At 45.8% G+C, this 23,539-nt stretch carries 26 protein-coding genes; 20 read left to right on the top strand and 6 right to left on the bottom strand.

Features of this window, described 5'->3' with window-relative positions:
- Positions 1–18: 18 nt before the first annotated feature.
- The 3 genes from ACMXYW_RS15385 (at position 19) to ACMXYW_RS15375 (ending at position 2,237) form a co-directional block, all read left to right on the top strand.
- A complete protein-coding gene (locus ACMXYW_RS15385; protein ID WP_415882720.1) occupies positions 19–1,023 on the top strand; it encodes a DNA-directed RNA polymerase subunit alpha in 1,005 nt (334 codons plus the stop codon).
- A 39-nt stretch (positions 1,024–1,062) separates the two neighbouring features.
- Positions 1,063–1,452, top strand: a complete 390-nt coding sequence (gene rplQ / locus ACMXYW_RS15380; protein ID WP_415882719.1) for a 50S ribosomal protein L17 — start codon at positions 1,063–1,065, stop codon at positions 1,450–1,452.
- 116 nt (positions 1,453–1,568) lie between these two features.
- Positions 1,569–2,237, top strand: coding sequence for an acyltransferase (locus ACMXYW_RS15375; protein ID WP_415904625.1), 669 nt, complete (start codon positions 1,569–1,571; stop codon positions 2,235–2,237).
- 39 nt (positions 2,238–2,276) lie between these two features.
- On the opposite strand, the gene uvrA is transcribed toward ACMXYW_RS15375, so the two are convergent.
- Positions 2,277–5,105 carry an excinuclease ABC subunit UvrA gene (gene uvrA / locus ACMXYW_RS15370; RefSeq protein ID WP_415904624.1) on the bottom strand — a complete coding sequence of 943 codons (2,829 nt, stop codon included), beginning with the start codon at positions 5,103–5,105 and terminating at the stop codon, positions 2,277–2,279.
- A 186-nt stretch (positions 5,106–5,291) separates the two neighbouring features.
- Here uvrA and ssb point away from each other — a divergent pair, with 186 nt between their 5' ends.
- The 3 genes from ssb (at position 5,292) to rfbD (ending at position 7,403) form a co-directional block, all read left to right on the top strand.
- Complete coding sequence (gene ssb / locus ACMXYW_RS15365) at positions 5,292–5,846, top strand: single-stranded DNA-binding protein (protein WP_415889519.1); 555 nt, start codon at positions 5,292–5,294, stop codon at positions 5,844–5,846.
- A gap of 206 nt (positions 5,847–6,052) precedes the next feature.
- Positions 6,053–6,292 carry a glutaredoxin 3 gene (gene grxC, locus ACMXYW_RS15360; protein ID WP_415882715.1) on the top strand — a complete coding sequence of 80 codons (240 nt, stop codon included), beginning with the start codon at positions 6,053–6,055 and terminating at the stop codon, positions 6,290–6,292.
- A gap of 199 nt (positions 6,293–6,491) precedes the next feature.
- Complete coding sequence (rfbD, locus tag ACMXYW_RS15355) at positions 6,492–7,403, top strand: dTDP-4-dehydrorhamnose reductase (protein WP_415904623.1); 912 nt, start codon at positions 6,492–6,494, stop codon at positions 7,401–7,403.
- A gap of 21 nt (positions 7,404–7,424) precedes the next feature.
- On the opposite strand, the gene ACMXYW_RS15350 is transcribed toward rfbD, so the two are convergent.
- On the bottom strand, positions 7,425–7,802 hold the full coding sequence (locus tag ACMXYW_RS15350; RefSeq protein WP_415899433.1) for a SirB2 family protein: 378 nt from the start codon (positions 7,800–7,802) through the stop codon (positions 7,425–7,427).
- 96 nt (positions 7,803–7,898) lie between these two features.
- Here ACMXYW_RS15350 and moaA point away from each other — a divergent pair, with 96 nt between their 5' ends.
- The 7 genes from moaA to ACMXYW_RS15315 all read left to right on the top strand — a co-directional run bounded on the left by moaA (position 7,899) and on the right by ACMXYW_RS15315 (position 13,382).
- Positions 7,899–8,903 (top strand): GTP 3',8-cyclase MoaA, encoded by a 1,005-nt coding sequence (gene moaA, locus ACMXYW_RS15345; RefSeq protein ID WP_415904622.1) that lies wholly within the window; start codon positions 7,899–7,901, stop codon positions 8,901–8,903.
- Between the two features lie 52 nt (positions 8,904–8,955).
- A complete protein-coding gene (moaB, locus tag ACMXYW_RS15340) occupies positions 8,956–9,492 on the top strand; it encodes a molybdenum cofactor biosynthesis protein B (protein WP_415904621.1) in 537 nt (178 codons plus the stop codon).
- Positions 9,493–9,501: 9 nt separating this feature from the next.
- Positions 9,502–10,716, top strand: a complete 1,215-nt coding sequence (glp, locus tag ACMXYW_RS15335) for a gephyrin-like molybdotransferase Glp (RefSeq protein WP_415904620.1) — start codon at positions 9,502–9,504, stop codon at positions 10,714–10,716.
- Positions 10,717–10,793: 77 nt separating this feature from the next.
- Complete coding sequence (locus tag ACMXYW_RS15330; RefSeq protein ID WP_415897108.1) at positions 10,794–11,906, top strand: 1-acyl-sn-glycerol-3-phosphate acyltransferase; 1,113 nt, start codon at positions 10,794–10,796, stop codon at positions 11,904–11,906.
- A 2-nt stretch (positions 11,907–11,908) separates the two neighbouring features.
- Complete coding sequence (gene moaC, locus ACMXYW_RS15325) at positions 11,909–12,388, top strand: cyclic pyranopterin monophosphate synthase MoaC (RefSeq protein ID WP_415882708.1); 480 nt, start codon at positions 11,909–11,911, stop codon at positions 12,386–12,388.
- Positions 12,389–12,390: 2 nt separating this feature from the next.
- Entirely contained in the window at positions 12,391–12,642 is a 252-nt protein-coding gene (gene moaD / locus ACMXYW_RS15320) for a molybdopterin converting factor subunit 1 (protein ID WP_415882707.1), read from the top strand.
- A 2-nt stretch (positions 12,643–12,644) separates the two neighbouring features.
- Positions 12,645–13,382 carry a lysophospholipid acyltransferase family protein gene (locus tag ACMXYW_RS15315; RefSeq protein WP_415904619.1) on the top strand — a complete coding sequence of 246 codons (738 nt, stop codon included), beginning with the start codon at positions 12,645–12,647 and terminating at the stop codon, positions 13,380–13,382.
- A gap of 60 nt (positions 13,383–13,442) precedes the next feature.
- On the opposite strand, the gene fabB is transcribed toward ACMXYW_RS15315, so the two are convergent.
- Positions 13,443–14,660, bottom strand: a complete 1,218-nt coding sequence (gene fabB / locus ACMXYW_RS15310; RefSeq protein WP_415904618.1) for a beta-ketoacyl-ACP synthase I — start codon at positions 14,658–14,660, stop codon at positions 13,443–13,445.
- A 126-nt stretch (positions 14,661–14,786) separates the two neighbouring features.
- Positions 14,787–15,302 (bottom strand): 3-hydroxyacyl-[acyl-carrier-protein] dehydratase FabA, encoded by a 516-nt coding sequence (gene fabA / locus ACMXYW_RS15305; RefSeq protein WP_415899428.1) that lies wholly within the window; start codon positions 15,300–15,302, stop codon positions 14,787–14,789.
- A gap of 129 nt (positions 15,303–15,431) precedes the next feature.
- Between fabA and ACMXYW_RS15300 the strand changes: the two genes are divergently transcribed.
- On the top strand, positions 15,432–16,043 hold the full coding sequence (locus ACMXYW_RS15300) for a thiopurine S-methyltransferase (protein ID WP_415904617.1): 612 nt from the start codon (positions 15,432–15,434) through the stop codon (positions 16,041–16,043).
- A 54-nt stretch (positions 16,044–16,097) separates the two neighbouring features.
- On the opposite strand, the gene ispB is transcribed toward ACMXYW_RS15300, so the two are convergent.
- Positions 16,098–17,066, bottom strand: a complete 969-nt coding sequence (ispB, locus tag ACMXYW_RS15295; protein ID WP_415899425.1) for an octaprenyl diphosphate synthase — start codon at positions 17,064–17,066, stop codon at positions 16,098–16,100.
- 244 nt (positions 17,067–17,310) lie between these two features.
- Between ispB and rplU the strand changes: the two genes are divergently transcribed.
- From rplU to proB, 4 genes are all read left to right on the top strand, one after another.
- Positions 17,311–17,622, top strand: coding sequence for a 50S ribosomal protein L21 (gene rplU, locus ACMXYW_RS15290; RefSeq protein WP_286240327.1), 312 nt, complete (start codon positions 17,311–17,313; stop codon positions 17,620–17,622).
- A gap of 27 nt (positions 17,623–17,649) precedes the next feature.
- Positions 17,650–17,907: a 50S ribosomal protein L27 gene (gene rpmA / locus ACMXYW_RS15285; RefSeq protein WP_415882701.1), complete on the top strand. Its 258-nt coding sequence runs from the start codon at positions 17,650–17,652 to the stop codon at positions 17,905–17,907.
- A gap of 151 nt (positions 17,908–18,058) precedes the next feature.
- Positions 18,059–19,258: an Obg family GTPase CgtA gene (gene cgtA, locus ACMXYW_RS15280; protein WP_415904616.1), complete on the top strand. Its 1,200-nt coding sequence runs from the start codon at positions 18,059–18,061 to the stop codon at positions 19,256–19,258.
- Between the two features lie 47 nt (positions 19,259–19,305).
- A complete protein-coding gene (proB, locus tag ACMXYW_RS15275; protein ID WP_415899423.1) occupies positions 19,306–20,430 on the top strand; it encodes a glutamate 5-kinase in 1,125 nt (374 codons plus the stop codon).
- A gap of 65 nt (positions 20,431–20,495) precedes the next feature.
- Here the strand turns inward: proB and rpsT are convergent, their stop codons facing one another.
- Complete coding sequence (rpsT, locus tag ACMXYW_RS15270; RefSeq protein ID WP_415882698.1) at positions 20,496–20,756, bottom strand: 30S ribosomal protein S20; 261 nt, start codon at positions 20,754–20,756, stop codon at positions 20,496–20,498.
- Between the two features lie 247 nt (positions 20,757–21,003).
- Here rpsT and murJ point away from each other — a divergent pair, with 247 nt between their 5' ends.
- Both murJ and ribF read left to right on the top strand, forming a co-directional pair.
- Positions 21,004–22,500 carry a murein biosynthesis integral membrane protein MurJ gene (murJ, locus tag ACMXYW_RS15265; protein ID WP_415905894.1) on the top strand — a complete coding sequence of 499 codons (1,497 nt, stop codon included), beginning with the start codon at positions 21,004–21,006 and terminating at the stop codon, positions 22,498–22,500.
- 104 nt (positions 22,501–22,604) lie between these two features.
- Positions 22,605–23,537, top strand: a complete 933-nt coding sequence (gene ribF, locus ACMXYW_RS15260; protein ID WP_415904615.1) for a bifunctional riboflavin kinase/FAD synthetase — start codon at positions 22,605–22,607, stop codon at positions 23,535–23,537.
- The last annotated feature ends 2 nt before the right edge of the window (positions 23,538–23,539 follow it).

The raw sequence follows: 23,539 nt of genomic DNA, 5'->3' as shown, positions 1-23,539 counted from the left end.
CTTTAATTTGGTGGAAATATGCAGCGTTCGGTAAATGAGTTTCTAAGTCCACGTCATATTGACGTACAAGAAATCAGCAAAACGCGCGCTAAAGTGACTCTAGAGCCACTTGAGCGTGGATTTGGCCATACGCTGGGCAATGCATTACGCCGCATTCTTTTATCTTCTATGCCGGGTTGTGCCGTAACAGAAGTTGAGATTGAAGGCGTTTTGCATGAGTACAGCACAATTGAAGGTGTTCAGGAAGATGTAATTGAGATCCTCCTGAACCTGAAAGGGGTTGCAGTGTTGTTGCACAACAACGACGAAGTAACCCTGACTCTGAGCAAATCTGAAGCAGGTCCTGTAACTGCTGGTGATATTCAACTGAATCAGGATGTTGAAATCGCTAACCCGGACCACGTTATTGCTCACCTTAATGAAGGCGCGAGTCTAAACATGCAGCTAACTGTTGGTCGTGGCCGTGGTTACGTTCCAGCTGATCTGCGTGTTTCTGATGAAGAAGAGACTCGTGCAATCGGTCGTCTACAGCTGGACGCTACTTTCAGCCCAGTACGTCGCGTTTCTTACGTAGTAGAAAGCGCGCGTGTAGAGCAACGTACTGACTTGGATAAACTGGTTATTGATATCGAATCTAACGGTACCATTGATCCAGAAGAAGCTATCCGTCGTGCGGCTACCATCCTTCAGCAACAGCTTATTGTGTTTGTTGATCTGGAAGATGGTGCTGATCAAGCTAAGGATGAACCAGAAGAGCCGGAAATTGATCCAATTCTTCTGCGTCCTGTAGATGATCTGGAGCTGACTGTACGTTCCGCCAACTGTCTGAAGGCAGAACAGATCTACTATATTGGTGATCTGATTCAGCGTACAGAGGTTGAACTGCTTAAGACTCCGAACTTGGGTAAGAAGTCGTTGACAGAGATTAAAGACGTACTTGCATCTAAGGGCTTGTCCCTAGGTATGCGTCTTGAGAACTGGCCACCGGCTAGCCTGAAGAACGACGATAAAGTCGCTTCCTGATTCGGCGATAACAACTGACTGGTTTGGTAGGGATTTATCATGCGTCATCGTAAATCTGGTCGTAAATTAAGCCGTACCAGTGCGCACCGCAAAGCTATGTTTAAAAACATGGCAGTATCTTTGTTTGAGCACGAGTTGATTCGTACAACTTTGCCTAAAGCTAAAGAACTGCGCGGCTATGCAGAGCCACTGATTACACTGGCTAAAAACGACACTGTAGCGAACCGCCGTTTGGCATTCGCACGTACTGGCAGCAAAGTTGCTGTTGGTAAACTGTTCAACGAACTAGGTCCGCGTTACAACGCGCGTCCTGGTGGCTACGTTCGTATCCTGAAGTGCGGTTTCCGCCCAGGTGACAACGCTCCAATGGCTTACGTTGAGCTAGTTGATCGTCCAGCTGTAGAAGCTGCTGACGAAGCAGAAGATTAAGATTTCTTGATCTAAAAAAAACCCGGCTTTATGCCGGGTTTTTTATTGCCTGAAATTTAGTAAAGACATTACTATTACCCTTAGATTGCTTGTTCGATGATAGGTTTTTAGCTGTAATGAATACTGATAAATTGGTTAAATTGTTTCGCTACTTAGCTGCGATTCCAAAAAGTCTTTACGTCAATTTACGCTTATTACCTTTTGATCAAGCGATTAAGCTTCCTATCATTGTTTCAAGTAAAACTAAACTCATTTCACTAAATGGTAAGGTTAAGTTAGATAAGGCTAAAACCGGCTTGGTTCGTATCGGCTTTACTGGTGCCGATATGATTGATTATCGCTACAGTCGAACAATGCTCCAAATTGATGGTCAGTTCACTGTTAAGGGCAAAGTTAAGATAGGTAAAGGAACACGATTAATTGTTGCCGGTGATTTGAATCTGGGTGCCAATTTTATCGCTACAGGTGATAACACGATTATCTGTGAAAAACAGATGTCTATCGGTAGCGACTGTATGTTCGCTTGGGAATCTGTGGTCATGGATACTGACCAGCATGCAATATTCGATCAACTAGGTGATCAGATCAATATCGAAGATAGAGTGGTCATTGGTAACAATGTCTGGCTTGGTGCAAGAAGCTTTGTCTTGAAGAACTCTGTGATTGAAGATGGTTGTATAGTTGCTGCAAATACTACGGTAACGAGATCAATTGCCGAGAAAGATGTGATCATTGCTGGAGCACCTTCTAAGAAAATTAAAGAAGGTGTTCACTGGCAACATTAAACACGATCGTAGTGAGTTCTACCTAAATGCTTAACCTGATTATTTCAGGTTAAGCATTGGCTTTAAGAACCTACCTGTATGCGAAGCTGGGTTCTCAGCAACCTCTTCAGGTGTACCTTCGGCAATGATCATTCCGCCTTTAACGCCACCCTCTGGTCCTAAATCTACAATCCAATCGGCTGTTTTGATCACATCCAAATTGTGTTCGATCACTACAATTGTGTTGCCGTGATCGCGTAAACGATAGAGTACGTTCAGTAATTGCTGAATATCGTAAAAATGCAGGCCTGTAGTTGGTTCATCAAGGATATACAGTGTTTTACCTGTATCACGCTTAGAAAGTTCTTTGGCTAGTTTTACGCGCTGAGCTTCACCACCAGATAGTGTTGTTGCAGCTTGACCCAAACGGATATAAGACAAACCAACATCCATTAAGGTCTGTAGGCGACGAGCCAGTGCTGGTATCGCATCGAAGAATTCTCGCGCATCTTCAACCGTAAGATCTAAGACTTCATGGATATTCTTGCCTTTGTATTTGATCTCCAACGTTTCACGGTTGTAGCGCTTACCTTTACAAACATCGCAAGGGACATATACATCAGGTAGGAAGTGCATCTCTACCTTGATGACGCCATCACCCTGACAAGCTTCACAGCGACCACCTTTGACATTAAAACTAAAGCGCCCTGGCTTATAGCCACGCGAGCGTGCCTCTTGAGTACCGGCAAACAGTTCGCGTACGGGTGTAAAAATACCTGTATAGGTTGCTGGGTTTGAGCGTGGAGTACGGCCGATCGGGCTTTGATCAATATCGATTACTTTATCAAAATGATTAATGCCTTCGATCGATTCGTGAGGTGCGGGATCCAAGGTAGTCGCATTATTAAGTTCAGTTGCTGCGATTGGATACAGCGTACCGTTGATCAGAGTTGATTTGCCCGAGCCCGATACACCGGTAACGCAGGTTAGTAAGCCTACTGGAATCTTAAGGTCTACATCGTTTAGGTTGTTACCGCTAGCACCGTTAAGGCATAGTTGTTTCTTACTATCAGCAAGATGACGCTGTTCAGGTACAGCGATCTCTTTAGTCCCTGTTAAATACTGGCCTGTGATAGAGGCTGGGTTTGCCATGACTTCATCTGGCGTACCTTCAGCAATAACTTGTCCGCCATGTACACCTGCGCCAGGGCCTATATCAATGACATAATCCGCAAGACGAATAGCGTCTTCATCATGTTCAACAACAATGACTGTATTACCCAAATCCCTCAAGTGGACCAGAGTTTTTAATAGGCGCTCGTTATCCCGCTGGTGCAAGCCGATTGAAGGCTCATCAAGAATGTACATAACACCAACAAGGCCAGCGCCAATCTGACTTGCCAGACGAATTCGCTGTGCTTCACCACCTGATAGAGTATCGGCATTGCGATCTAGAGAGAGGTACTCGAGGCCTACGTTGACAAGGAATCTTAGGCGTTCACGAATCTCTTTGAGAATCTTTTCAGCAATCTCGCCTTGTTTGCCTGTTAGATGAAGACCCTCGAAGTACTCTAAACTGTCTCCAATTGGTTTTTTAACGATATCAGGGAGTGTCTGCTGGTCTATATATACGTGCCTCGCATCGCGGCGTAAGCGACTGCCGTTACAGGACGAGCACGGCTGCATATTTAGATATTTGGCTAGATCTTCACGAACGGTATCAGATTCGGTTTCTTTATAGCGGCGTTGTAAGTTATTGAGCACACCTTCGAATGGGTGTGCCTTATTGATGATATCGCCGCGATCATTTAGGTAGCGGAAATTGACGGTTTCTTTGCCACTACCATTCAAAATAAGGTCTTGTTCTGATTTTTTCAGGGATTTGAATGGTGTATCCATATCAAACCCGTATTGCTCTGCTACCGCTTTAAGCTGCTGGAAATAATATAAGCTGCGGCGGTCCCAGCCTCTAATCGCACCTTCGGATAGGGTCAGGTTTGAATCGTGAACGACTTTAGATGGATCAAAGTATTGCTTAACCCCTAAGCCATCACAGCTTGGACAAGCACCATGAGGATTGTTGAAAGAAAACAGTCTCGGTTCAAGCTCCTGAATACTATGTCCACATTCTGGACAGGCAAAACGAGCTGAGAAAATTAATTCGTCAGCGTCACCATCCATGTAAGCAACTTTGGCAATGCCGTCGCTGAGGTTAAGTGCTGTTTCGAATGACTCGGCTAAACGGGTCTGGAGATCATCGCGAACTTTGAAGCGGTCAATAACTACTTCGATATCGTGCTTCTTGTTCTTATCTAGCTCTGGCGCACTATCGAGGTCAACGACAATTCCATCGATTCTGGCGCGAATGAAACCTTCAGCGCGCAAGTTGTTTATAGTGTGTAAGTGCTCACCTTTTCTACCCTGTACTACAGGTGCTAACAGCATTAATTTGCTGCCTTGTTCAAGCTCAAGTACTTGGTCCACCATCTGACTGATTGTTTGAGCTGCAAGCGGTAGATCATGATCCGGGCAGCGTGGCTCACCTGCACGGGCAAACAACAAGCGCAAGTAATCGTAAATTTCGGTGATCGTACCAACCGTCGAGCGAGGGTTGTGAGATGTTGATTTTTGTTCAATTGAAATCGCAGGGGATAAGCCTTCGATATGATCAACATCAGGTTTTTCCATCATCGATAGGAACTGACGAGCATAGGTTGAGAGAGACTCAACATAGCGTCGTTGACCTTCTGCATAGAGCGTATCAAATGCCAGGGAAGACTTACCTGAGCCGGATAACCCTGTAATAACAATGAGTTTGTCTCGGGGGATCTCAAGATCAATATCTTTAAGGTTGTGGGTACGCGCACCCCGGACCTGAATCTTATCCATAACGGCTCTCAGATGTGGAAAACAAAACATACCATTATAGAGATTTTTCGTGGCTGCTGTAGCTTTTATAATCGATAAAATCTGTATGGGATAAGAGTGGGCGAGAGGGTGATCGCATGTTAAGCTTGCTTGTTATACGCGCAGGTTTATCAATCTGACGTGAGAGAAGATTTTTGGAGAAAGAAAATGGCACGTGGTGTTAATAAAGTAATTTTGGTGGGCAATCTGGGTGGAGATCCAGAAGTACGTTATATGCCAAATGGCAATGCTGTAACTAATGTAACCATCGCAACGTCTGAATCATGGAAAGATAAGCAGACGGGCCAGCAGCAAGAGCGTACTGAATGGCACCGTGTGGTATTTTTTAACCGTCTAGCGGAGATCGCTGGCGAGTATATGCGTAAAGGCGGTAAGGTTTACGTTGAAGGCGCCTTGCGTACTCGTAAATGGCAGGATCAAAGTGGTCAGGATCGTTACACGACTGAGATTGTAGCAAGCGAAATGCAGTTGCTTGATAGTCGTGGCGGTAACGAAGGTGGCTATGCTCCTCAGCAACAACAGGGTGGTTATGCACAACAGCCACAACAGCAAGCACCTGCTCCACAAATGGCGCCGCAGATGGCTCCACAAGCTGCGCCTCAGCAAGCTCCTCAGCAGCGTCCTGCTCCAGCACCGCAGCAAGCGCCTGCACCGCAAGCGGCACCGGGTTTTGATGATTTCGATGATGATATTCCGTTCTAATATTTGTAGAGCTGGATAGATCGATAAAGACCTCGCATTGCGAGGTTTTTTCGTTTTAGGCCTTTCATAGGGCTTGGTTGGGAGCGCAAATCTATTTTGGATGCTTGGACGGCTACTGTGGATCTTTGGAGGCCTATAGCAGAAGTTTTACGGGTAAATTTAGTGACAGCATAAATACACACAGAATGATTTTTAGGAGTTAAAAAATGCCGTCAGTCGAAATTTATACCATGAGTTATTGCCCATACTGCATTGCAGCCAAGCGCTTGTTGAAAAAGCTGGGGTGGCAATTTAACGAGATCGAAATTACAGGCAAACCTAAGGTTAAAACCACCATGGTTCAACGCACTCAGCGCAAAACTGTGCCGCAGATCTTTGTGAATAATCAGCATATCGGTGGCTTTGATGATTTTTCGGCTTATGTTCAAGAGCAGAAGTTACTGTGAGAGGCCGATTGCGGGCAGTTGTTACCCAGTTATCAGGGTGTTAGATCAAGCTTCGATTAAAAATAGCTACCCTGCTAAGGGTTTACTGGGCCTTGCCGGGAGATTGAGGTATATTTTTTAAGAAGTGAGGTAACTTTCTTCTGTTATGCAGGATGAATAGTTTTATGAGTCAAAATGAGATGCCGGAGAGTTTGGTTTAATGGCACTGGATCTACTGTTAAAGCCTATCAAAATATTAATTACCGGAGCTCATGGACAGGTGGGGAGCGCGCTGACGCGTGCTGTAGAAGCGGATAGCTTTTTTGAAGTTACTGCTTTGGGGAAATCTCAGTTAGATGTTACTGATCCAGAGCAGATCTCTGAACAACTGGCTCATCATCTACCAGATTATGTTGTGAACTGCGCAGCGTTTGATGATGTCGATGAAGCAGAGTCACAATCAGAGCTTTGTTATGCGGTTAACTCTGATGCTGTAGAGGCTTTAGCATTCGCATGTGGTGATCTGTCTATCCCAATGTTCCACTTATCCACCGACTACGTGTTTGATGGTCACTATGCTAGCGGCTATACCGAAGAGGATGAAGTCGCACCTTTAGGGATCTATGGTGATAGTAAGTGGCAAGGTGAAGAGAGACTTCGCCAAGCTTTGCCGAAGCATATTATCTTGCGAGTTAGTTGGTTGTTTAGTGATCAAGGGAATAACTTTGTTCTGCGAACGCTTGAGGCGGCTAAGAAGCAATCTGAGCTACAAGCGGTAACGGATCGTAAGGGCTGCCCTACTTCTGCATTAGATGTGGCCCGAGTTATTCTCGCTATGCTAAAGCAGATTCATAATGGTGCCGATGCCTGGGGCACTTTCCATTACTGCGGCGCTGAGGTGATCAATCGTTATGATTTCTGTAAAGAGATTCTGATTGCTGCAGGTCAGTACGAAAACTTTGATGTGGAAAAGTTGGTCCCAGTATCGAGTAAAGATTACGTCACTGAAGCATTACGTCCAAATACGTCTGTTTTAATGTGTAAAAAATTATTGAGTGTATTTGGGATAAGGCAGAGACCTTGGCGACAGGAGTTGCAATGGTTGATGCGTGATATCTATCCATCATCCTAGCCGCCAAGTACTATAGATTTCTTAACCCCAAGGCATTGGGGATTTAGAAACCGCAACGGCTGCAATGTAAATGAAAGCAAACAGAGCGCCTGCTAGTGCTGTAGCTTGAATGGCTTTGGTTTTACCGCGTTTGATAGCGATTGTTCCCAGACCAATATACACCACCAAAGCGATCACTTTAGCTGTTAGCCAGTGATGGACAAACGGATATTGCTCAATCATTACCGCGAGCGTTAGTGCGCTGACCAGCAGTGCGGTATCTATAATATGTGGTACGATCTTTAACCAGCGTTTTTCTAGTTTTTCTGGGCAAAATAGAGCCAAGCCACCGCGTAAAAGAAAGAGTACGAAGCTTAGGGCTATGCAGGTTAAATGGATGTGCTTAATGGCAAAGTACATTAGGTTTCCTATGAAAATTGGTCTAACTGCTGTTGAAATGAATTTGTGCTATTTTAGTGCGATAAAATTATAAATTACATGCTCCATTGACAAACCATGGCCAATTCTAAAGATGATACGCAAGCGCTGGTAGATCGGTTTGGCAGAACCGTCGACTATATTCGGCTGTCTGTAACTGATCGTTGCGATTTTCGTTGTGTTTATTGCATGGCTGAAGAGATGACTTTTCTTCCGCATGCTCAAGTACTTACACTCGAAGAGATTGATCAGATTGCCCAAGCTTTTGTTAGCTTAGGTGTAAAAAAGATCCGCTTGACTGGTGGAGAGCCGTTGGTTCGTCGTGATGTCATGAAGCTGATGCGCAGCGTAGGCCAATTAGATTCAGAATTAGCGATTACTACCAATGGTTCTCAGCTTGTTCATATGGCCCAGGATCTCAAAGATGCTGGCGTCAATCGTCTAAATATCAGTATTGATAGCTTGCGTGAAGATCGTTTCAAAGCGATGACCCGAATTGGTAAATTGCCAAAAGTACTTGCAGGCATTGATGCGGCTATTGAAGCGGGGTTTGATCGTATTAAGTTGAATGCGGTGGTTATGAAAGGCCGCAATGATGACGAAATTCTCGATCTTGTAGATTTTGCGCGTGATAAAGGCGTTGATGTTAGTTTTATTGAAGAGATGCCTTTAGGTCAAATTTCCGAACATGATCGTGGTGAGGTTTACTGCTCAAGTGATGAAGTTCGCGCGATTATTGAGCAGAAATATGAGTTACAGCCAACTGTAGAACGAACTGCTGGGCCTTCTCGTTATTATCGCATGAGTGATAGTGAAAGCCGAGTTGGTTTTATCTCACCTCATAGCCATAACTTCTGCTCTGAATGTAACCGTGTCAGGGTAACCGTTGAGGGGCGTTTGTTGCTTTGTTTGGGTAACGAACACTCTGTTGATCTTCTACATACATTACGTGCTCACCCTAATGATCAGGAAAAACTGAAGCAGGTTATTATCGATGCTATGGATTTGAAGCCTGAGAAGCACGAATTTGATCTAGATGATGAGCCACAAATCATTCGTTTTATGAATATGACAGGGGGCTAAACGAGTTCATCGTTGTCCTTGCTCCCGTACTTTCTTATTAAGGAAAATACTCATGTCCCATACTCCTGCCAGAGCGGAATTTATTCCGCTAAATATTGCCGTATTAACTGTATCCGATACTCGTACTCTTGATTCGGATACCTCTGGGCAAGCTTTGGTTGATCGTTTAGAGGCTGCAGGTCACGTACTTGGTGCACGTGAAATAGTTAAAGATGATATATACCAGATGCGAGCGGTTGCATCGCGTTGGATTGCTGATTCAAATATCCATGTAATTATCTCCACGGGCGGGACAGGCTTTTCGGGTCGCGACTCTACCCCAGAAGCGATGGCTCCTTTGTTTGATAAATCTATTGAAGGGTTTGGTGAATTTTTCCGTCAAGTTTCAGCAGGTCAGATCGGTACTTCAACCATTCAGTCCAGAGCGTTAGGTGGTCTTGCAAATGGTACCGTGATTTTCTGTCTGCCAGGCTCTACAGGTGCTTGCCGTACTGGTTGGGATGATGTGATTGCGCAGCAGTTAGATCATCGTCATAAGCCTTGTAATTTTGCTTCGTTGATCATGAAGCATCAAGAAGATAACGCTTAAGGTAAAAAAATGGGAAGCTGTGATTCTCAACCTGGTTTGATCCCTTTTGATGAAGCGCTACAGCGCCTTTTAGCTGGAGCACATGTTTCTGTAATGACTGAGATTGTGCCTGTTACAGAGGCTTTAGGACGCGTATTGGCTGAAGCGCCAGTCGCTTCTGTCTCGGTTCCTCCAGCTGATAATAGCAGTATGGATGGTTACGCAATTAATACGGCTGATTTGGGTGTTCAGACAAGCTTGGAAATGAGCCAGAGAGTCCCTGCAGGTACGCCTCCACAGCCTTTAGTTGCAGGTACCTGTGCACGTATTTTTACTGGAGCAGAGATTCCTCAAGGTGCCAATGCAGTTGTAATGCAGGAAGATGTTCACCTTGAAGGGGATAGGGTTGTTTTTCCTGCAGATGTGCCGCTTGGTGATAATGTCCGCAGTGCTGGCCAAGATATTTTGGCTGGTAGCCAGGTGCTCGCAGTAGGTACACGTTTACAAGCAGCTGATCTGGGGATATTAGCCTCGGTAGGCTTGTCTTCTGTGTCTGTATATAAGCGTCTCAAGGTTGCGATCTTATCCACAGGTGATGAGCTGGTGGAGCCAGGTACCTCTCTTGGTACAGGGCAAATCTATAACTCTAATCGCTATATCCTGACTGGACTTTTACTGGGTCTAGGTATGGAGGTTGTTGATCTAGGTTGTGTAGCAGATACGCGTGAAGCGACGCTAGCAGCATTGGAAAAAGCGGCTGCATCGGCAGATGCCATCATCAGTACCGGTGGTGTGTCTGTGGGTGAAGAAGATCATGTCAAATCTTGCGTAGAGCATCTTGGTCAGTTGGATATGTGGAAGATCAAGATCAAACCAGGAAAACCTGTTGCCTATGGGCAGGTCAAAGGTACGCCATTTATTGGTTTGCCGGGTAATCCAACGTCTACACTCATAACTTTTTGTTTGTTGGCAAGGGCCTTCTTGCTTAAGTTGCAGGGGGCTTCATTCGAACCGCCACTGCAGCTTTCAGTACCGGCTGGCTTCCAGAGAAAACGAGCTATTCAGCGCCAAGAATATCTGCGAGTTCGGTTTGAGGATGGGCGTTTACAGCCGTTTGCAAATCAGAGTTCCGGTGTGTTGATGTCTGCTAGTTGGGCTAATGGTATTGCTGTTATTCCTCCTCAGACAGTTGTAGATGAGGGCGATTTGGTCGGATTCATCCCGTTTTCTGAACTTCTCGGTTAATTACATTTAATTTCCCTGAAGTTTGCGTGAGAAAACGGTAAAATAACGGCCTTTTTAGTAGAGCTTTCGAGGAAAGAATGACAGATCAGCAGGATCCGTATAAAGAGATCAGACCGTTCAACGATAGTGAAGTAGCGGATGCACTCCTTAATATTCTTCACAATGATGAATTCCTGACCGCTGTTACACGTTACCAGTTTCCTAAATTGTCCTCGAGTATCGGATGGTTGTTAAAACCATTTGTTCGTATTGCCTTAGCTGCCAAGATTGGTGAGATCGACAGTGTCTATGAGTTTCAGATGCTGGTGGCTAACTATATGAAGAAGATGATTGGCCGTTCGACCACCAAGTTAACTTGTAGTGGTATAGATGAGCTTGATCCTGAAGAATCCTACCTGTTTATCTCAAACCACCGAGATATCGCAATGGACCCGGCATTCGTCAATTGGGTTCGCCATCAATACGGCATGGATACAGTTCGGATTGCGATCGGTGATAACCTGCTTCGTAAGCCTTATGTTTCTGACATTATGCGTTTGAATAAGAGCTTTATTGTGAATCGTTCTGCGACAGGACGTGAAATGATGAAAGCGCTAACGCAGCTATCTTCTTATATCGATCACAGTATCTTGGGCGGTCATTCTATCTGGTTAGCACAGCGAGAAGGCCGTGCAAAAGATGGGAATGATGCCACAGACCCAGCCATTTTGAAGATGCTTTATATGGCGCATCGAAAATCGCGTAGTTTTGCTGAGCAGGCTAAGCGTCTGAATATTGTGCCGGTTTCTATCTCTTATGAATATGACCCATGTGATGCCTTAAAAGCGAATGAACTACATGCTAAGGCAACTGATGGTGTTTATGAAAAGTCTCAGTACGAAGACATCGCAAGTATTGTGAAAGGTATTACAGGTGATAAAGGGCATGTGCATGTAGCTTTTGGTGATCCTATCGATGCTGACTTCGATACGCCTGAAGAGCTAGCGGCTGAGATCGATCGTCAAATTCATGAAAATTACTATTTGCACCCATCTAATCTGATTGCAGCAGGTCGTAGTGATGATGCTACTGCTGATCAGAAGGCTGGTTTAGAAGCGCGTATTAACAGTGTTGAAGGCGGTGCGCAGGATATTCTTCGTCAGATGTACGCTAATCCTGTTCTAAATCAGGCAACGCAAACACAGGAGTAGTTATGAGTCGTTTAACCCATTTGGATGACCAGGGAAACGCTAACATGGTGGATGTTTCCGAAAAGCAGGTGACTTTTCGTGAAGCGACTGCCTATGCAGAAGTTGAAATGCTGCCTGACACCATGAAGTTAATTACGGAAGGTGGTAATAAAAAGGGTGATGTTTTAGCGGTTGCACGAATCGCAGGTATTCAAGCTGCAAAACGAACTAGTGATCTTATTCCTCTTTGTCACCCGTTGATGTTGAGTAAAGTTGCGGTAGATCTTCATCCTAATACCGAGCGTAATGTTGTTGAGATTACGGCAACCTGTAAATTAGCAGGTCAGACAGGTGTAGAGATGGAAGCGCTAACGGCGGCATCTGTTGCGGGTTTAACGATTTACGATATGTGCAAGGCTGTGGATAAAGGCATGGTTATGAGCGCAGTTAAAGTATTGGAAAAGAAAGGTGGCAAAAGCGGTCACTGGAAGGTGGAGAAGTAATCATGGTTAAAGTGGTGTATTTCGCCAGCTTACGCGAGCGTTTAGGTGTAGCTGAAGAATCTATCGAAGTGAGTCAGCCTGCTGATGTATCTGCAGTGCTAAATCAGCTAGTTGAGCTTCACGGAGAGCAGTGGCAAAAGATTCTGGTTGATACGCCTATATTGATGGCTGTTAACCAAGAGATGTGTGACGAGAAGGCCGCTGTAGCTGCTGGTGATGAGGTTGCATTCTTCCCGCCGGTAACTGGGGGTTAAGCATGTCTAAAAAAGCGAATCCACTGCACTATCTACGTGCAGTGTTTTATTACTTAGGCTTTTACCCTCTAACCATTGTGCACGCCACACTGAGTTTAATTATCTCGCCGCTATTGAATTTCCAGCAGCGCTTTAAATTTGTCACTCTGATTAACTACTTTTATATCTTTTGGTTAAAACTGTGTTGTGGTGTGGGTGTAAAGATCACTGGGCGTGAAAATCTGCCTACTGATGGTGCTTATGTTGTTGTAGCTAACCACCAGAGTGAGTGGGAGACGCTGTTTTTACAAACCTTGGTCCGCCCGCAGTGTACAGTGCTTAAAAAAGAGCTTCTTAAGATTCCTTTCTTTGGATGGGCGCTAGGTCTGTTGAATCCTATAGCGATCGATCGTAGCCAAAGGCGTGGCGCACTTAAGCAGCTTTTAACAGAGGGCAAATCTCGTTTAGAAGATGATATCCCTGTGATTATCTTCCCCCAGGGTACGCGAGTGCCTGTGGGTAAAGTGGGTAAGTTTAACAAAGGCGGAGCGATGCTGGCGTTAAGTGCGGGTGTGCCGGTGATCCCAATGATTCATGATGCTGGGCTCTATTGGCCAGGCAAAAGCTTTGCGAAGATCCCAGGTACTGTACAAGTCCATGTGGGCGAGCCAATTCCTGTAGAAGGCCGTACTGTGGATGAAATCCATGAAGATATGGTGGCTTGGTTAGAAGAGCATATGAAAGCGCTAGAGATAGCCTAAGCCAAATTTCAAATATAAAAAAACCGCCGAATGGCGGTTTTTTTATATCTAGAAGGCTGATTAGTCTTTTAGTTTTTCGAATACCAATGTGCAGTTAGTGCCGCCGAAGCCGAAGCTGTTGGACATAACGCGTTGTAGATCTACGTTTTCCTGCTTCTCGCTAGCGATTGGTAGGCCTACTGCTTCTGGATCTAGCTCATCGATGTTTGCAGATGCTGCGATGAAGTTGTTTTCCTGCATTAGCAGAGAGTAAACCGCTTCTTGTACGCCTGCTGCACCTAGAGAGTGGCCAGATAGAGACTTAGTAGAAGTAACCGTTGGCATATCATCGCCAAAGGCTTCTTTCATCGCTTTCAGCTCTTGCATGTCACCTGCTGGTGTAGAAGTGCCGTGTGCGTTGATGTAATCGATCTTGCCGTCTACAGTTGCCATTGCCTGCTTCATGCAGCGAGCAGCGCCTTCGCCTGAAGGAGCAACCATGTCGTAGCCATCAGAAGTTGCGCCGTAACCAACTAGTTCAGCGTAGATCTTAGCGCCACGAGCTTTAGCATGTTCATATTCTTCGATAACTAGGATGCCAGCACCGCCAGAGATAACGAAGCCATCACGGTTTGCATCGTATGCACGTGAAGCTTTTTCTGGTGTTTCGTTGTATTTGCTAGATAGCGCGCCCATAGCATCAAACATTGCAGTTTGTACCCAGTGAAGTTCTTCACCGCCACCTGCAAATACTACGTCTTGCTTACCAAGCTGGATCTGTTCCATTGCGTTACCAATACAGTGAGCACTGGTCGCACAAGCAGAAGTAATAGAGTAGTTAACACCTTTGATTTTGAAAGGTGTCGCTAGACAAGCTGAAACAGTAGAACCCATGGTGCGAGTTACACGGTATGGACCTACGCGCTTAACGCCTTTCTCGCGAGTGATATCGGCAGTTTCAACAATGTTGTCAGCAGAAGCACCACCGGAACCTACGATAAGGCCAGTGCGCTCGTTGGAAACCTGGTCTTCAGCTAGGTTTGCATCTGCAATTGCTTCTTTCATTGCAATGTAAGTGTATGCTGCTGCATCACCCATGAAACGTAGCAATTTACGGTCGATTTGCTCAGAGAAATCGATATCGATGCTGCCGGCTACCTGGCTACGGAAACCGCGCTCTTTATAGTCTTCTTGGAATTTAATACCAGAACGACCCTGCTGCAGTGATTCCAGAACGGTTTCTTTATCTGTACCCAGACAAGAAACGATACCCATACCGGTAACAACAACGCGACGCATGTGCTTCTCTCTCTTTTTCTAATTTAAGGTGCTTATTTTCCGTGAATCAGTAGTGTTTTGCCACTAAATTCGTAAAAAAGTAGACGGAAAATAGAAGAAAGGCCCTGAATTCAGGGCCTTAAAAGATCAGAAATCTTCTGTAGATGTGAATAGACCTACACGTAGATCTTTCGCTGTGTAGATTTCACGACCATCAACGGACATGCTGCCGTCCGCGATGCCCATAACTAGCTTACGCTCAATAACGCGCTTAAGCTGGATTCGGTAAGTAACCTTCTTAGCAGTCGGTAGTACCTGACCGAAGAACTTAACTTCGCCAGCACCTAATGCACGACCGCGGCCTGGGTTGCCTTTCCAGCCAAGGAAGAAGCCAACAATCTGCCACATAGCGTCTAGACCTAGACAGCCTGGCATTACTGGGTCTTCCTCAAAATGGCAGCCGAAGAACCAAAGATCTGGGTTGATATCCAACTCAGCGATAATCTCGCCTTTGCCGAATTCGCCACCGTCTTCGGTGATTTCCAGGATGCGATCCATCATTAGCATGTTGCCAATTGGTAGGCGCGCATTGCCTGGTCCAAACATTTCGCCGTGGCCGCAAGACAGCAGCTCATCGCGATTAAAAGAGGAAGGTCTTGTCATTAGCTTCTGTTTATCCAGGTTTTTATAAGTCAAAATATCGCGCAATTATACAGATTTGAATGCCACTAGGCACGATCTGTGTCAGGTTTATTGAATAAAAAGTTTACGACTTAGGGTGTAAAAGGCGAAATGGAACATGATTTTTGGCATCAAAAGTGGTCCGAAGGGCGAATAGGTTTCCATCAAATGGAGATTAATGCTTACTTGGTCTCCTATTGGGAAAAGGTGGATTTAGCTGTTGGTGACAAGGTTTTTGTCCCTTTGTGCGGTAAAAGCAAGGATATGCTTTGGCTTAGAGATCGTGGTCATGATGTGTTGGGTGTGGAGCTTAACTCAAATGCTTGTTTGGATTTCTTTAAAGAGAATGATCTAGTTGCTAAAACTGAAGATACAGAGCTGTTTGTTTCTCATGCGTGTGAAAAGCTGAATCTTTTATGTGGTGATTTCTTTGCATTGACGAGTGAAAGTCTATCGGATGTTAAAGGTGTTTATGATCGTGCAGCGCTGGTGGCTTTGCCAATGGAGATGCGAGCTGACTATGCTAGTAAACTCATTGAATTGTTACCAAAGGGTGTGAAAGTGTTGTTGGTGACCTTGGAATTTGATAGCCCGCAAGGACCACCGTTCAATGTTTCTGGCGAAGAGGTAAAGAACTTGTTTGGTCAGCGTTTTAAGGTGGAGCGTTTAGGTGAAGCTGTAGATGGTGATCGGCAGGAAGTCGTCTGGTTGCTGAGTGACTGATCTGGGTTCGCTGTGCACTTAATTTATAGTAATTAAGTGCACAGATATAAGCTTTTAGCTTTTACGTTTCACTGCCAAGTTGGCAATTTGAATTAACGTTTCTTTAAAGGATGTGTCTTGAAGAGCATTAAGTGCTGCAATCGCTTTATCTGCTTCACCTTGAGCTTTCTCTTGGGTGTATTCGATAGCGCCAGTCTCTTTTACGATATCCATAATCGGTTGAAGATCGTCTAAACCACCTTTGCGAATTGCTTGGCGAACTAGTTTGCGTTGTTCTTCGTTACCAGCACGCATTGCATGAATAAGTGGTAGGGTTGCTTTGCCTTCAGCCAGATCATCGCCCACGTTCTTGCCCATCTCTTCTGCTGTGGATAAGTAATCCATAACATCGTCGATAAGTTGGAAGGCAGTGCCTAAATGTAATCCATACAAGCGTAAGCCTTCTTGCTCTTCTTTGCTGGCTTCGGCAAGGATTGCGCCTGCTTCAGTAGCGGCTTCAAACAGCATAGCGGTTTTACCAAGAATAACCTGCATGTAGGCTTCCTCGGTGGTATCTGGATTTTTTGTGTTTAGTAGCTGCAGAACTTCGCCTTCAGCGATAACGTTCGTCGCATTGGAAATCACTTCCATAATCGGCATTGAGCCAATTTCTACTAATACCTGAAATGCACGGGAGTAAAGGAAATCGCCGACTAATACACTTGGTGCATTACCCCATTTTGCATTAGCGGTATCTTTGCCGCGGCGTAGGTCAGAATTATCAACTACATCATCGTGCAGCAACGTGGCTGTGTGGATAAATTCGATGATCGCAGCTAGTGGAATGTGTTTGTCGCCTTGATAATTTGCAGCATTAGCAGCAAGTAATACGAGTAACGGACGAAGGCGTTTGCCGCCGCTTTCAACGATGTAATGGCCAATTTTTTCTACCAGCGGTACGTTAGAGCCAAGGTGATTAATGATGTAATCGTTTACGGCTTCAAATTGGGGTTCTATTACAGGGTTGAACTGGTGAGGCTGCATAATAAGTAATGGCTGCTACTAACTTAAAGGAATCAAGAATAGCGCATGCTAGGTGTATGCATAGTTTCTGTCAAGAAATGCTGGTTTTACGCTATGTAAATAAAGAAGCTTTGTTGTGTATAAAGGTGGTTTGCTATATAATCGCGCGCCCTGACCCATCCAATAATGGCTCCCTACCATATGGTGTAACCATTAGAAGTAGGCCTTTTTCTAGTAGCTGGGTGGGCAAATAACGGAGATTAAAATGTACGCAGTAATCGTAAGCGGTGGTAAACAGTACCGTGTCCAGGAAGGTGAAACCCTTAAACTGGAAAAACTGCAGGCTGAAGCGGGCGCAAACGTTGAGTTTGACCGTGTTCTGCTAGTTGGCAACGGCGACGACATCAAAATCGGCGCACCAGTTGTTGACGGTGCTAAAGTGACTGCTGAAGTTGTTCAGCACGGCCGCGCTAAGAAAGTTGAGATCATCAAGTTCAAGCGTCGTAAGCACCACATGAAGCGTCAGGGCCACCGTCAGTGGTTCACTGAAGTTAAAATTACTGGCATTTCTGCCTAATATTAACCTAGTTTAGGAGTTAGATAGATGGCTCATAAGAAGGCTGGTGGTTCTACTAAGAACGGTCGCGACTCGGAGTCGAAACGACTTGGTGTCAAGCGTTACGGTGGTCAAGTAGTTGCTGCAGGTAACATCCTAGTTCGTCAACGTGGTACTAAATTCCACGCTGGTACAAACGTAGGCTGTGGTAAAGACCATACTCTATTTGCGAAAGCAGATGGCGTTGTTAAATTCGAAGTTAAAGGCCCGCAGAAGCGTCAATACATCTCTGTAGTTGATGCGTAAGCAACGGTTTTAAGCTTCTAAAAAGCTCCGCCAAGGCGGAGCTTTTTTGTTTATAGTTTTTTAAAATATTTTTCAGGGGATCTACCGCTGAGTCTTGTGGTGTTTCAGGGCTTAATTGTAGGTTTCCTACGTTTAACTTTTGGGGGATAACATGAAGTTTGTCGATGAAGCAGTCATCACGGTTGAGGCCGGTAAGGGTGGCAATGGGTGTATGAGCTTTCGGCGTGAAAAGTATATCCCCAAAGGTGGTCCTGATGGTGGAGACGGCGGTGATGGTGGTTCTGTTTATTTTGAGGCAGATGAAAACCTGAATACTTTGATCGATTACCGTTTCACGCGTCACTACAAAGCGGCTAATGGTCAGTCTGGCATGGGTCGTAACTGTACCGGTGCTAAAGGTGAAGATCAGGTGCTGCGTGTGCCGGTTGGTACAACCATTATCGATACGGATACCGATGAGATTCTTGCTGATATGACTGAGATCGGTCAGGTTGAGAAGATTGCTCAGGGTGGTTTTCATGGCTTGGGTAATACGCGATTTAAAAGTAGTGTTAATCGTGCTCCGCGCCAGACAACTAAAGGCTCTATGGGTGAAACTCGAAACCTTAAGCTTGAACTTAAGGTTTTGGCGGATGTGGGTTTGTTGGGTTTGCCCAATGCGGGTAAGTCTACGCTTATTCGAGCAGTATCCGCCGCCAAACCTAAAGTGGCCGATTATCCATTTACTACGCTTGTGCCTAACTTAGGTGTAGTGCGTATCGAAAAGCATCGCAGTTTCGTAATTGCCGATATTCCAGGAATTATCGAGGGTGCTGCAGAGGGTGCGGGTCTAGGTATTCGTTTTCTTAAGCACTTAGCACGTAACCGTATCCTGCTGCATCTTGTCGATATGGCGCCTTGGGATGGTGTTTCTCCTGAGGAGGCGGCAGCAGTCGCTGTGGGTGAGCTGGAGAAGTTTAGCCAGACGCTAGCTGATCAGCCGCGTTGGTTGGTACTAAATAAGCTGGATATGGTCCCGGAAGAGGAGCGTGAAGCGCGTTGTCAGGCTGTGATCGATGAGTTGCAGTGGGAGGGTCCGGTTTATCGTATCTCGGCGCTAAGTCAGCAAGGCACTGATGACATGATGCGTGATATTCAGGCGTTCTTGGATCATCGTCTAGAGGCGATTGAGGAAGATCCTTCTATTCTTGAGCAGGAGCAGCAGATCCGCGAGCAGGTTGATGCTGAGGCTCGAGAGCGTATTGAGCAGATGCGTGCAGATATGCGTGCGCGTCGCGAAGGTGATGATTTGGATGATGACGACTTTGACGATGATGATTACGACGTTGAAGTTGAATATGTTCGTGAATAGCAATTGATGTGATTGTTGCTACTGCAGACGGTGTTAGGAGTTTTTAAGTGGCTGTAGGTAGGGAAAAGCTCAAGCGTGCGAAGCGTTGGGTGGTAAAGATTGGCAGTGCGCTACTCACAAATGATGGTGAGGGTCTGGATTTAGATGCGATTAGTCGCTGGGTAGATCAAATTGCTGCTCTAAAAGCGTCTGGGCTTGAGGTTGTGTTGGTTTCCTCGGGTTCGGTTGCGGAAGGTATGACTCGCCTAGGGTGGGATTCGCGACCGCATGAGATCTCAAAGCTGCAGGCGGCTGCTGCCGTTGGACAGATGGGTCTTGTGCAGGCCTATGAAACTAACTTTCAGCGCCATAATACTCATACGGCACAGATTCTTCTGACGCATGAAGATCACTCAAATCGTAAGCGTTATCTTAATGCTCAGGCGACTTTAAAAGAGTTGCTTGAGTTGGGTGTTGTTCCGGTTGTTAACGAGAACGATACGGTTGTCACTAAAGAGATTCGTTTTGGTGATAACGACACGCTGGGGGCGTTGGTGGCTAACTTGGTTCAAGCTGACGCTCTAATCCTGCTGACCGACCAAAAAGGGCTGTTCACGGCGGATCCGCGTCATGATCCTGAGGCGACTTTGATTTCCGAAGCGAGAGCGGGTGACGAAGCGCTCGAGGCGATGGCAGGTGACGGTGGTAAGTTGGGTCGTGGTGGTATGGCCACTAAAGTGCGTGCGGCTAAATTAGCGGCGCGTTCTGGGGCTGTGACCGTTATTGCGAGTGGTCGTGAAGATGATGTTCTTCTGCGTTTAAGAGAGGCGGAAGATATAGGTACGCTGTTGGTGCCTGAAAAAGGGCCGATGGTGGCGCGTAAGCAGTGGATTGCAGGTCATTTACAGGCGCGTGGGAATCTTATGCTTGATGCGGGTGCGGTTAAGGCGCTGCGTGAGCGTGGTAAGAGTCTATTGCCAGCGGGTGTTCGTAGTGTGAGTGGTGACTTTTCTCGAGGAGAGATGGTTATCATCAGTGACGAGTTTGGTCGTATCGTTGCGCGTGGTTTGGTGAACTACGGTGTTGGGGATGCGCAAAAAATTATCGGTAAGCCTAGTGGTGAAATTGAATCAATTCTTGGTTTTATGGGTGAAGAAGAGTTGGTGCATCGAGATAATTTAGTCCTCTCTTAATTGAGGGGCTAAATTTAGGCACAAAAAAACCGGCATAAGCCGGTTTTTTTTACGCTTGGCTCTAATTAAAGAGCAGCAATCTGCTTGTTCAGACGGCTTTTAGTGCGTGCGATTTTGTTCTTGTGGAAGATGCCTTTAGACACTGAACCATCTAGAACTGGCTGTGCAGCTTGGAATGCTTCCTGTGCAGCAGCTTTTTCGCCTGCTTCTACAGCAGCAACAACTTTCTTGATGTAGGTACGTACCATGGAACGCAGGCTAGCGTTATGCTGGCGACGCTTCTCTGCCTGTCGAGCACGTTTACGAGATCCTGCGGAATTTGCCACAGTCCGGCTCCTTAAAATTAGTTAGTAAAATATCGGCTTATTGGTATACGCCGAAAATTAGAGGCGAGATTATTCATATTTGAGAGCTATCTGTCAATAAAACTGCAGAAATTTTCTTGTTGAAGCAGTAATATTCCCATTCTCTTGAGTGTTATTCATGAAATTATAGGCGGAAGCGGTGTCAAAGCAGGAAACGGAAGCAAAAAAATCAGCGGGATTACTGCGATCAAGTGCCGTGGTTGGTGTGATGACCATGCTTTCGCGAGTGCTAGGTTTAGCGCGAGATGTTGTGGTTGCCAATTATTTTGGTGCCAGTGGTAGTGCAGATGCCTTCTTCGTCGCGTTTAAAATTCCGAACTTTCTTCGCAGATTATTTGCTGAGGGGGCGTTTGCTCAAGCATTCGTGCCTGTTCTATCTGAATATCGTACCCAAAAAGATCTAAAAGCAGTGCAGCAGCTTGTTAATTATGTTTCGGGTACGCTCGGTAGTATTTTAATCGCAATCACCGTCTTGGCGGTGGTGGCAGCGCCCATGTTAACCGCTATGTTTGCCCCAGGTTTTTATATGGGGGATGAGGGGAAATTTGCACTGGCAGCAGAGATGCTGAGGATTACATTTCCGTATCTGCTATTGATCTCGTTGACTGCGTTTGCCGGTTCTATCCTGAATAGTTATGAGCGTTTTGCTGTTCCTGCGTTCACGCCTGTGCTGCTTAATATCAGTTTGATCTGTTCTGCGATCTTCCTAAGTCCGTTGTTCGATCCACCTATCTTGGCTTTGGCTTGGGGTGTCATGATTGCCGGGGTGGTGCAGTTGGTTTTCCAGTTGCCGTTTCTGGCGCGCATTCATCTTTTGCCTAAACCCGTCTGGGGATGGAATGATCCAGGTGTTCGCCGCATCATGACGCTGATGATTCCGGCGTTGTTTGGGGTGTCTGTTACTCAAATCAACCTGCTTTTGGATACGGTGTTGGCATCGTTTCTGCAAACCGGCAGTGTCTCTTGGTTGTATTACTCAGATCGCCTGGCAGAGCTGCCTTTGGGTGTGTTTGGAATCGCCATTGCGACGGTCATTCTGCCTAGCTTGTCGCGTAAGCATACAACTCAATCTAGAGAGGCGTTTTCGTCTACTTTGAATTGGGCAATGCAGATGGTGATGTTTATCGGTATACCGGCGGCGGTAGCGTTGTTTGTGTTGGCTGAACCGTTGTTGATCACCTTGTTCCACTATGGCGCTTTAACCGATCGTGATGTCTTTATGGCTGCGGCTAGTTTGCGTGCTTATGCCTGTGGTTTGCTCGCCTTTATGCTGATTAAGGTTTTGGCTACGGGCTATTTCTCTCGCCAAGACACCAAAACGCCAGTGAAAATCGGTATTCAAGCTGCTGTGGCGAATATGGTGTTTAACTTGATCCTTATTGGACCGTTTGCGCATGTTGGTTTGGCCGCTGCGACAGCGATGTCGGCGTTTATGAATGCTGGTTTGTTGTTGTATGGGTTGATTAAATCGGGCGTGTTTAGCTGGTCTTCGGGTTGGGTCGTGCAATTACTACGAATGTTGGCGGCTAATGTGGCGATGGCTATTGTCATCATCCAGTTGATGGGTTCAGTTGACGAGTGGCTACAGATGGATCTGTGGGTGCGAATCTCTCAAATGGCGATTTTGGTGGTTACTGGCGGGGCTGTTTATGCTGTTGTGTTGGCTTTTGCAGGCTTGAGAGTGCGTCATTTGAAGCATAATTAAGTTTATTTTGCATTCTGTTGCTTACAGCGGGTCTCAGTAGTACAGGTTGGATATTATCTGAGCTATAATGCCGCGTTTATTTTTGGCAGTAGCAAGAGTACCTGATGGAACTAATTCGCGGATTACATAACCTGCGCGAAAAACACCGAGGTTGTGTCGCAACTATCGGCAATTTTGATGGCGTGCATTTAGGCCATCGACAGGTGCTTGCTCAGGTAAAGGCAAAAGCGAAGGAGCTAAACCTGCCTTCCGTTGTGATTACCTTTGAGCCTCAGCCTCAAGAGTTCTTTGCAGGTGATAAAGCACCACCGCGCTTAACCCGTTTTGGCGAAAAGTACAGATTGTTGCAGGCAGAGGGTATCGATCGCCATCTTTGCCTAAATTTTAACGACCGTCTACGTGCGATGACGGCGGAGCAGTTTGTACAAGAGCTATTACTGCATGGTTTAGCGGTGAAGCATTTTGTCGTTGGTGATGATTTTCGTTTTGGTTGTGATCGTTCAGGTGATTACAACATGTTGTGTGATGCAGGCGAACGTCATGATTTTACAGTGGTGAATACACAAACGTTTTTAAATGCTGATGAGCGTGTCAGCAGTACACGTATTCGTAGCGTGTTGCAGCAGAATGATCTTGAAGCTTCAGCTGCTTTGCTAGGTCGTCCTTACGCCGTTTCAGGGCGTGTGATGCATGGCCAAAAACTGGGCCGCCAGCTTGGAGTGCCAACGGCAAATGTACGTATGCATCGTTATGCTTGCCCTTTGCGCGGGGTTTATGCGGTAGAAGTTAAAGGCCCAAACTTTACTGCTCAGGGTGTATGTAACGTTGGTATACGCCCAACCGTTTGTGGTCAGCAGCCGGTGCTTGAAGCACACCTGTTTGATTTTGATAAAGATATTTATGGACAGTTGCTAACTGTCGAGTTTAAGCAGTTTGTTCGTGATGAGCGTAAATTCTCAGATATCGATGCGCTTAAAAAACAAATTTTTGCAGATATTGAAGATGTGCGGGCTTACTTTGACCGCACCCGTAGTTAATT

Source organism: Neptuniibacter sp. QD48_55 (assembly GCF_047778115.1).
Classification (GTDB): Bacteria; Pseudomonadota; Gammaproteobacteria; order Pseudomonadales; family Balneatricaceae; genus Neptuniibacter.
Note: the sequence above shows the minus strand (reverse complement) of the source record. Positions and strands in the feature narration are given on the sequence as shown.

Excerpts from the sequence above, each read along its gene's own strand:
- ACMXYW_RS15385 (WP_415882720.1), top strand. The coding sequence starts at position 19 with ATGCAGCGTTCGGTAAATGAGTTTCTAAGTCCACGTCATATTGACGTA.
- rplQ (WP_415882719.1), top strand. The coding sequence starts at position 1,063 with ATGCGTCATCGTAAATCTGGTCGTAAATTAAGCCGTACCAGTGCGCAC.
- ACMXYW_RS15375 (WP_415904625.1), top strand. The coding sequence starts at position 1,569 with ATGAATACTGATAAATTGGTTAAATTGTTTCGCTACTTAGCTGCGATT.
- uvrA (WP_415904624.1), bottom strand. The coding sequence starts at position 5,105 with ATGGATAAGATTCAGGTCCGGGGTGCGCGTACCCACAACCTTAAAGAT.
- ssb (WP_415889519.1), top strand. The coding sequence starts at position 5,292 with ATGGCACGTGGTGTTAATAAAGTAATTTTGGTGGGCAATCTGGGTGGA.
- grxC (WP_415882715.1), top strand. The coding sequence starts at position 6,053 with ATGCCGTCAGTCGAAATTTATACCATGAGTTATTGCCCATACTGCATT.
- rfbD (WP_415904623.1), top strand. The coding sequence starts at position 6,492 with ATGGCACTGGATCTACTGTTAAAGCCTATCAAAATATTAATTACCGGA.
- ACMXYW_RS15350 (WP_415899433.1), bottom strand. The coding sequence starts at position 7,802 with ATGTACTTTGCCATTAAGCACATCCATTTAACCTGCATAGCCCTAAGC.
- moaA (WP_415904622.1), top strand. The coding sequence starts at position 7,899 with ATGGCCAATTCTAAAGATGATACGCAAGCGCTGGTAGATCGGTTTGGC.
- moaB (WP_415904621.1), top strand. The coding sequence starts at position 8,956 with ATGTCCCATACTCCTGCCAGAGCGGAATTTATTCCGCTAAATATTGCC.
- glp (WP_415904620.1), top strand. The coding sequence starts at position 9,502 with ATGGGAAGCTGTGATTCTCAACCTGGTTTGATCCCTTTTGATGAAGCG.
- ACMXYW_RS15330 (WP_415897108.1), top strand. The coding sequence starts at position 10,794 with ATGACAGATCAGCAGGATCCGTATAAAGAGATCAGACCGTTCAACGAT.
- moaC (WP_415882708.1), top strand. The coding sequence starts at position 11,909 with ATGAGTCGTTTAACCCATTTGGATGACCAGGGAAACGCTAACATGGTG.
- moaD (WP_415882707.1), top strand. The coding sequence starts at position 12,391 with ATGGTTAAAGTGGTGTATTTCGCCAGCTTACGCGAGCGTTTAGGTGTA.
- ACMXYW_RS15315 (WP_415904619.1), top strand. The coding sequence starts at position 12,645 with ATGTCTAAAAAAGCGAATCCACTGCACTATCTACGTGCAGTGTTTTAT.
- fabB (WP_415904618.1), bottom strand. The coding sequence starts at position 14,660 with ATGCGTCGCGTTGTTGTTACCGGTATGGGTATCGTTTCTTGTCTGGGT.
- fabA (WP_415899428.1), bottom strand. The coding sequence starts at position 15,302 with ATGACAAGACCTTCCTCTTTTAATCGCGATGAGCTGCTGTCTTGCGGC.
- ACMXYW_RS15300 (WP_415904617.1), top strand. The coding sequence starts at position 15,432 with ATGGAACATGATTTTTGGCATCAAAAGTGGTCCGAAGGGCGAATAGGT.
- ispB (WP_415899425.1), bottom strand. The coding sequence starts at position 17,066 with ATGCAGCCTCACCAGTTCAACCCTGTAATAGAACCCCAATTTGAAGCC.
- rplU (WP_286240327.1), top strand. The coding sequence starts at position 17,311 with ATGTACGCAGTAATCGTAAGCGGTGGTAAACAGTACCGTGTCCAGGAA.
- rpmA (WP_415882701.1), top strand. The coding sequence starts at position 17,650 with ATGGCTCATAAGAAGGCTGGTGGTTCTACTAAGAACGGTCGCGACTCG.
- cgtA (WP_415904616.1), top strand. The coding sequence starts at position 18,059 with ATGAAGTTTGTCGATGAAGCAGTCATCACGGTTGAGGCCGGTAAGGGT.
- murJ (WP_415905894.1), top strand. The coding sequence starts at position 21,004 with ATGACCATGCTTTCGCGAGTGCTAGGTTTAGCGCGAGATGTTGTGGTT.
- ribF (WP_415904615.1), top strand. The coding sequence starts at position 22,605 with ATGGAACTAATTCGCGGATTACATAACCTGCGCGAAAAACACCGAGGT.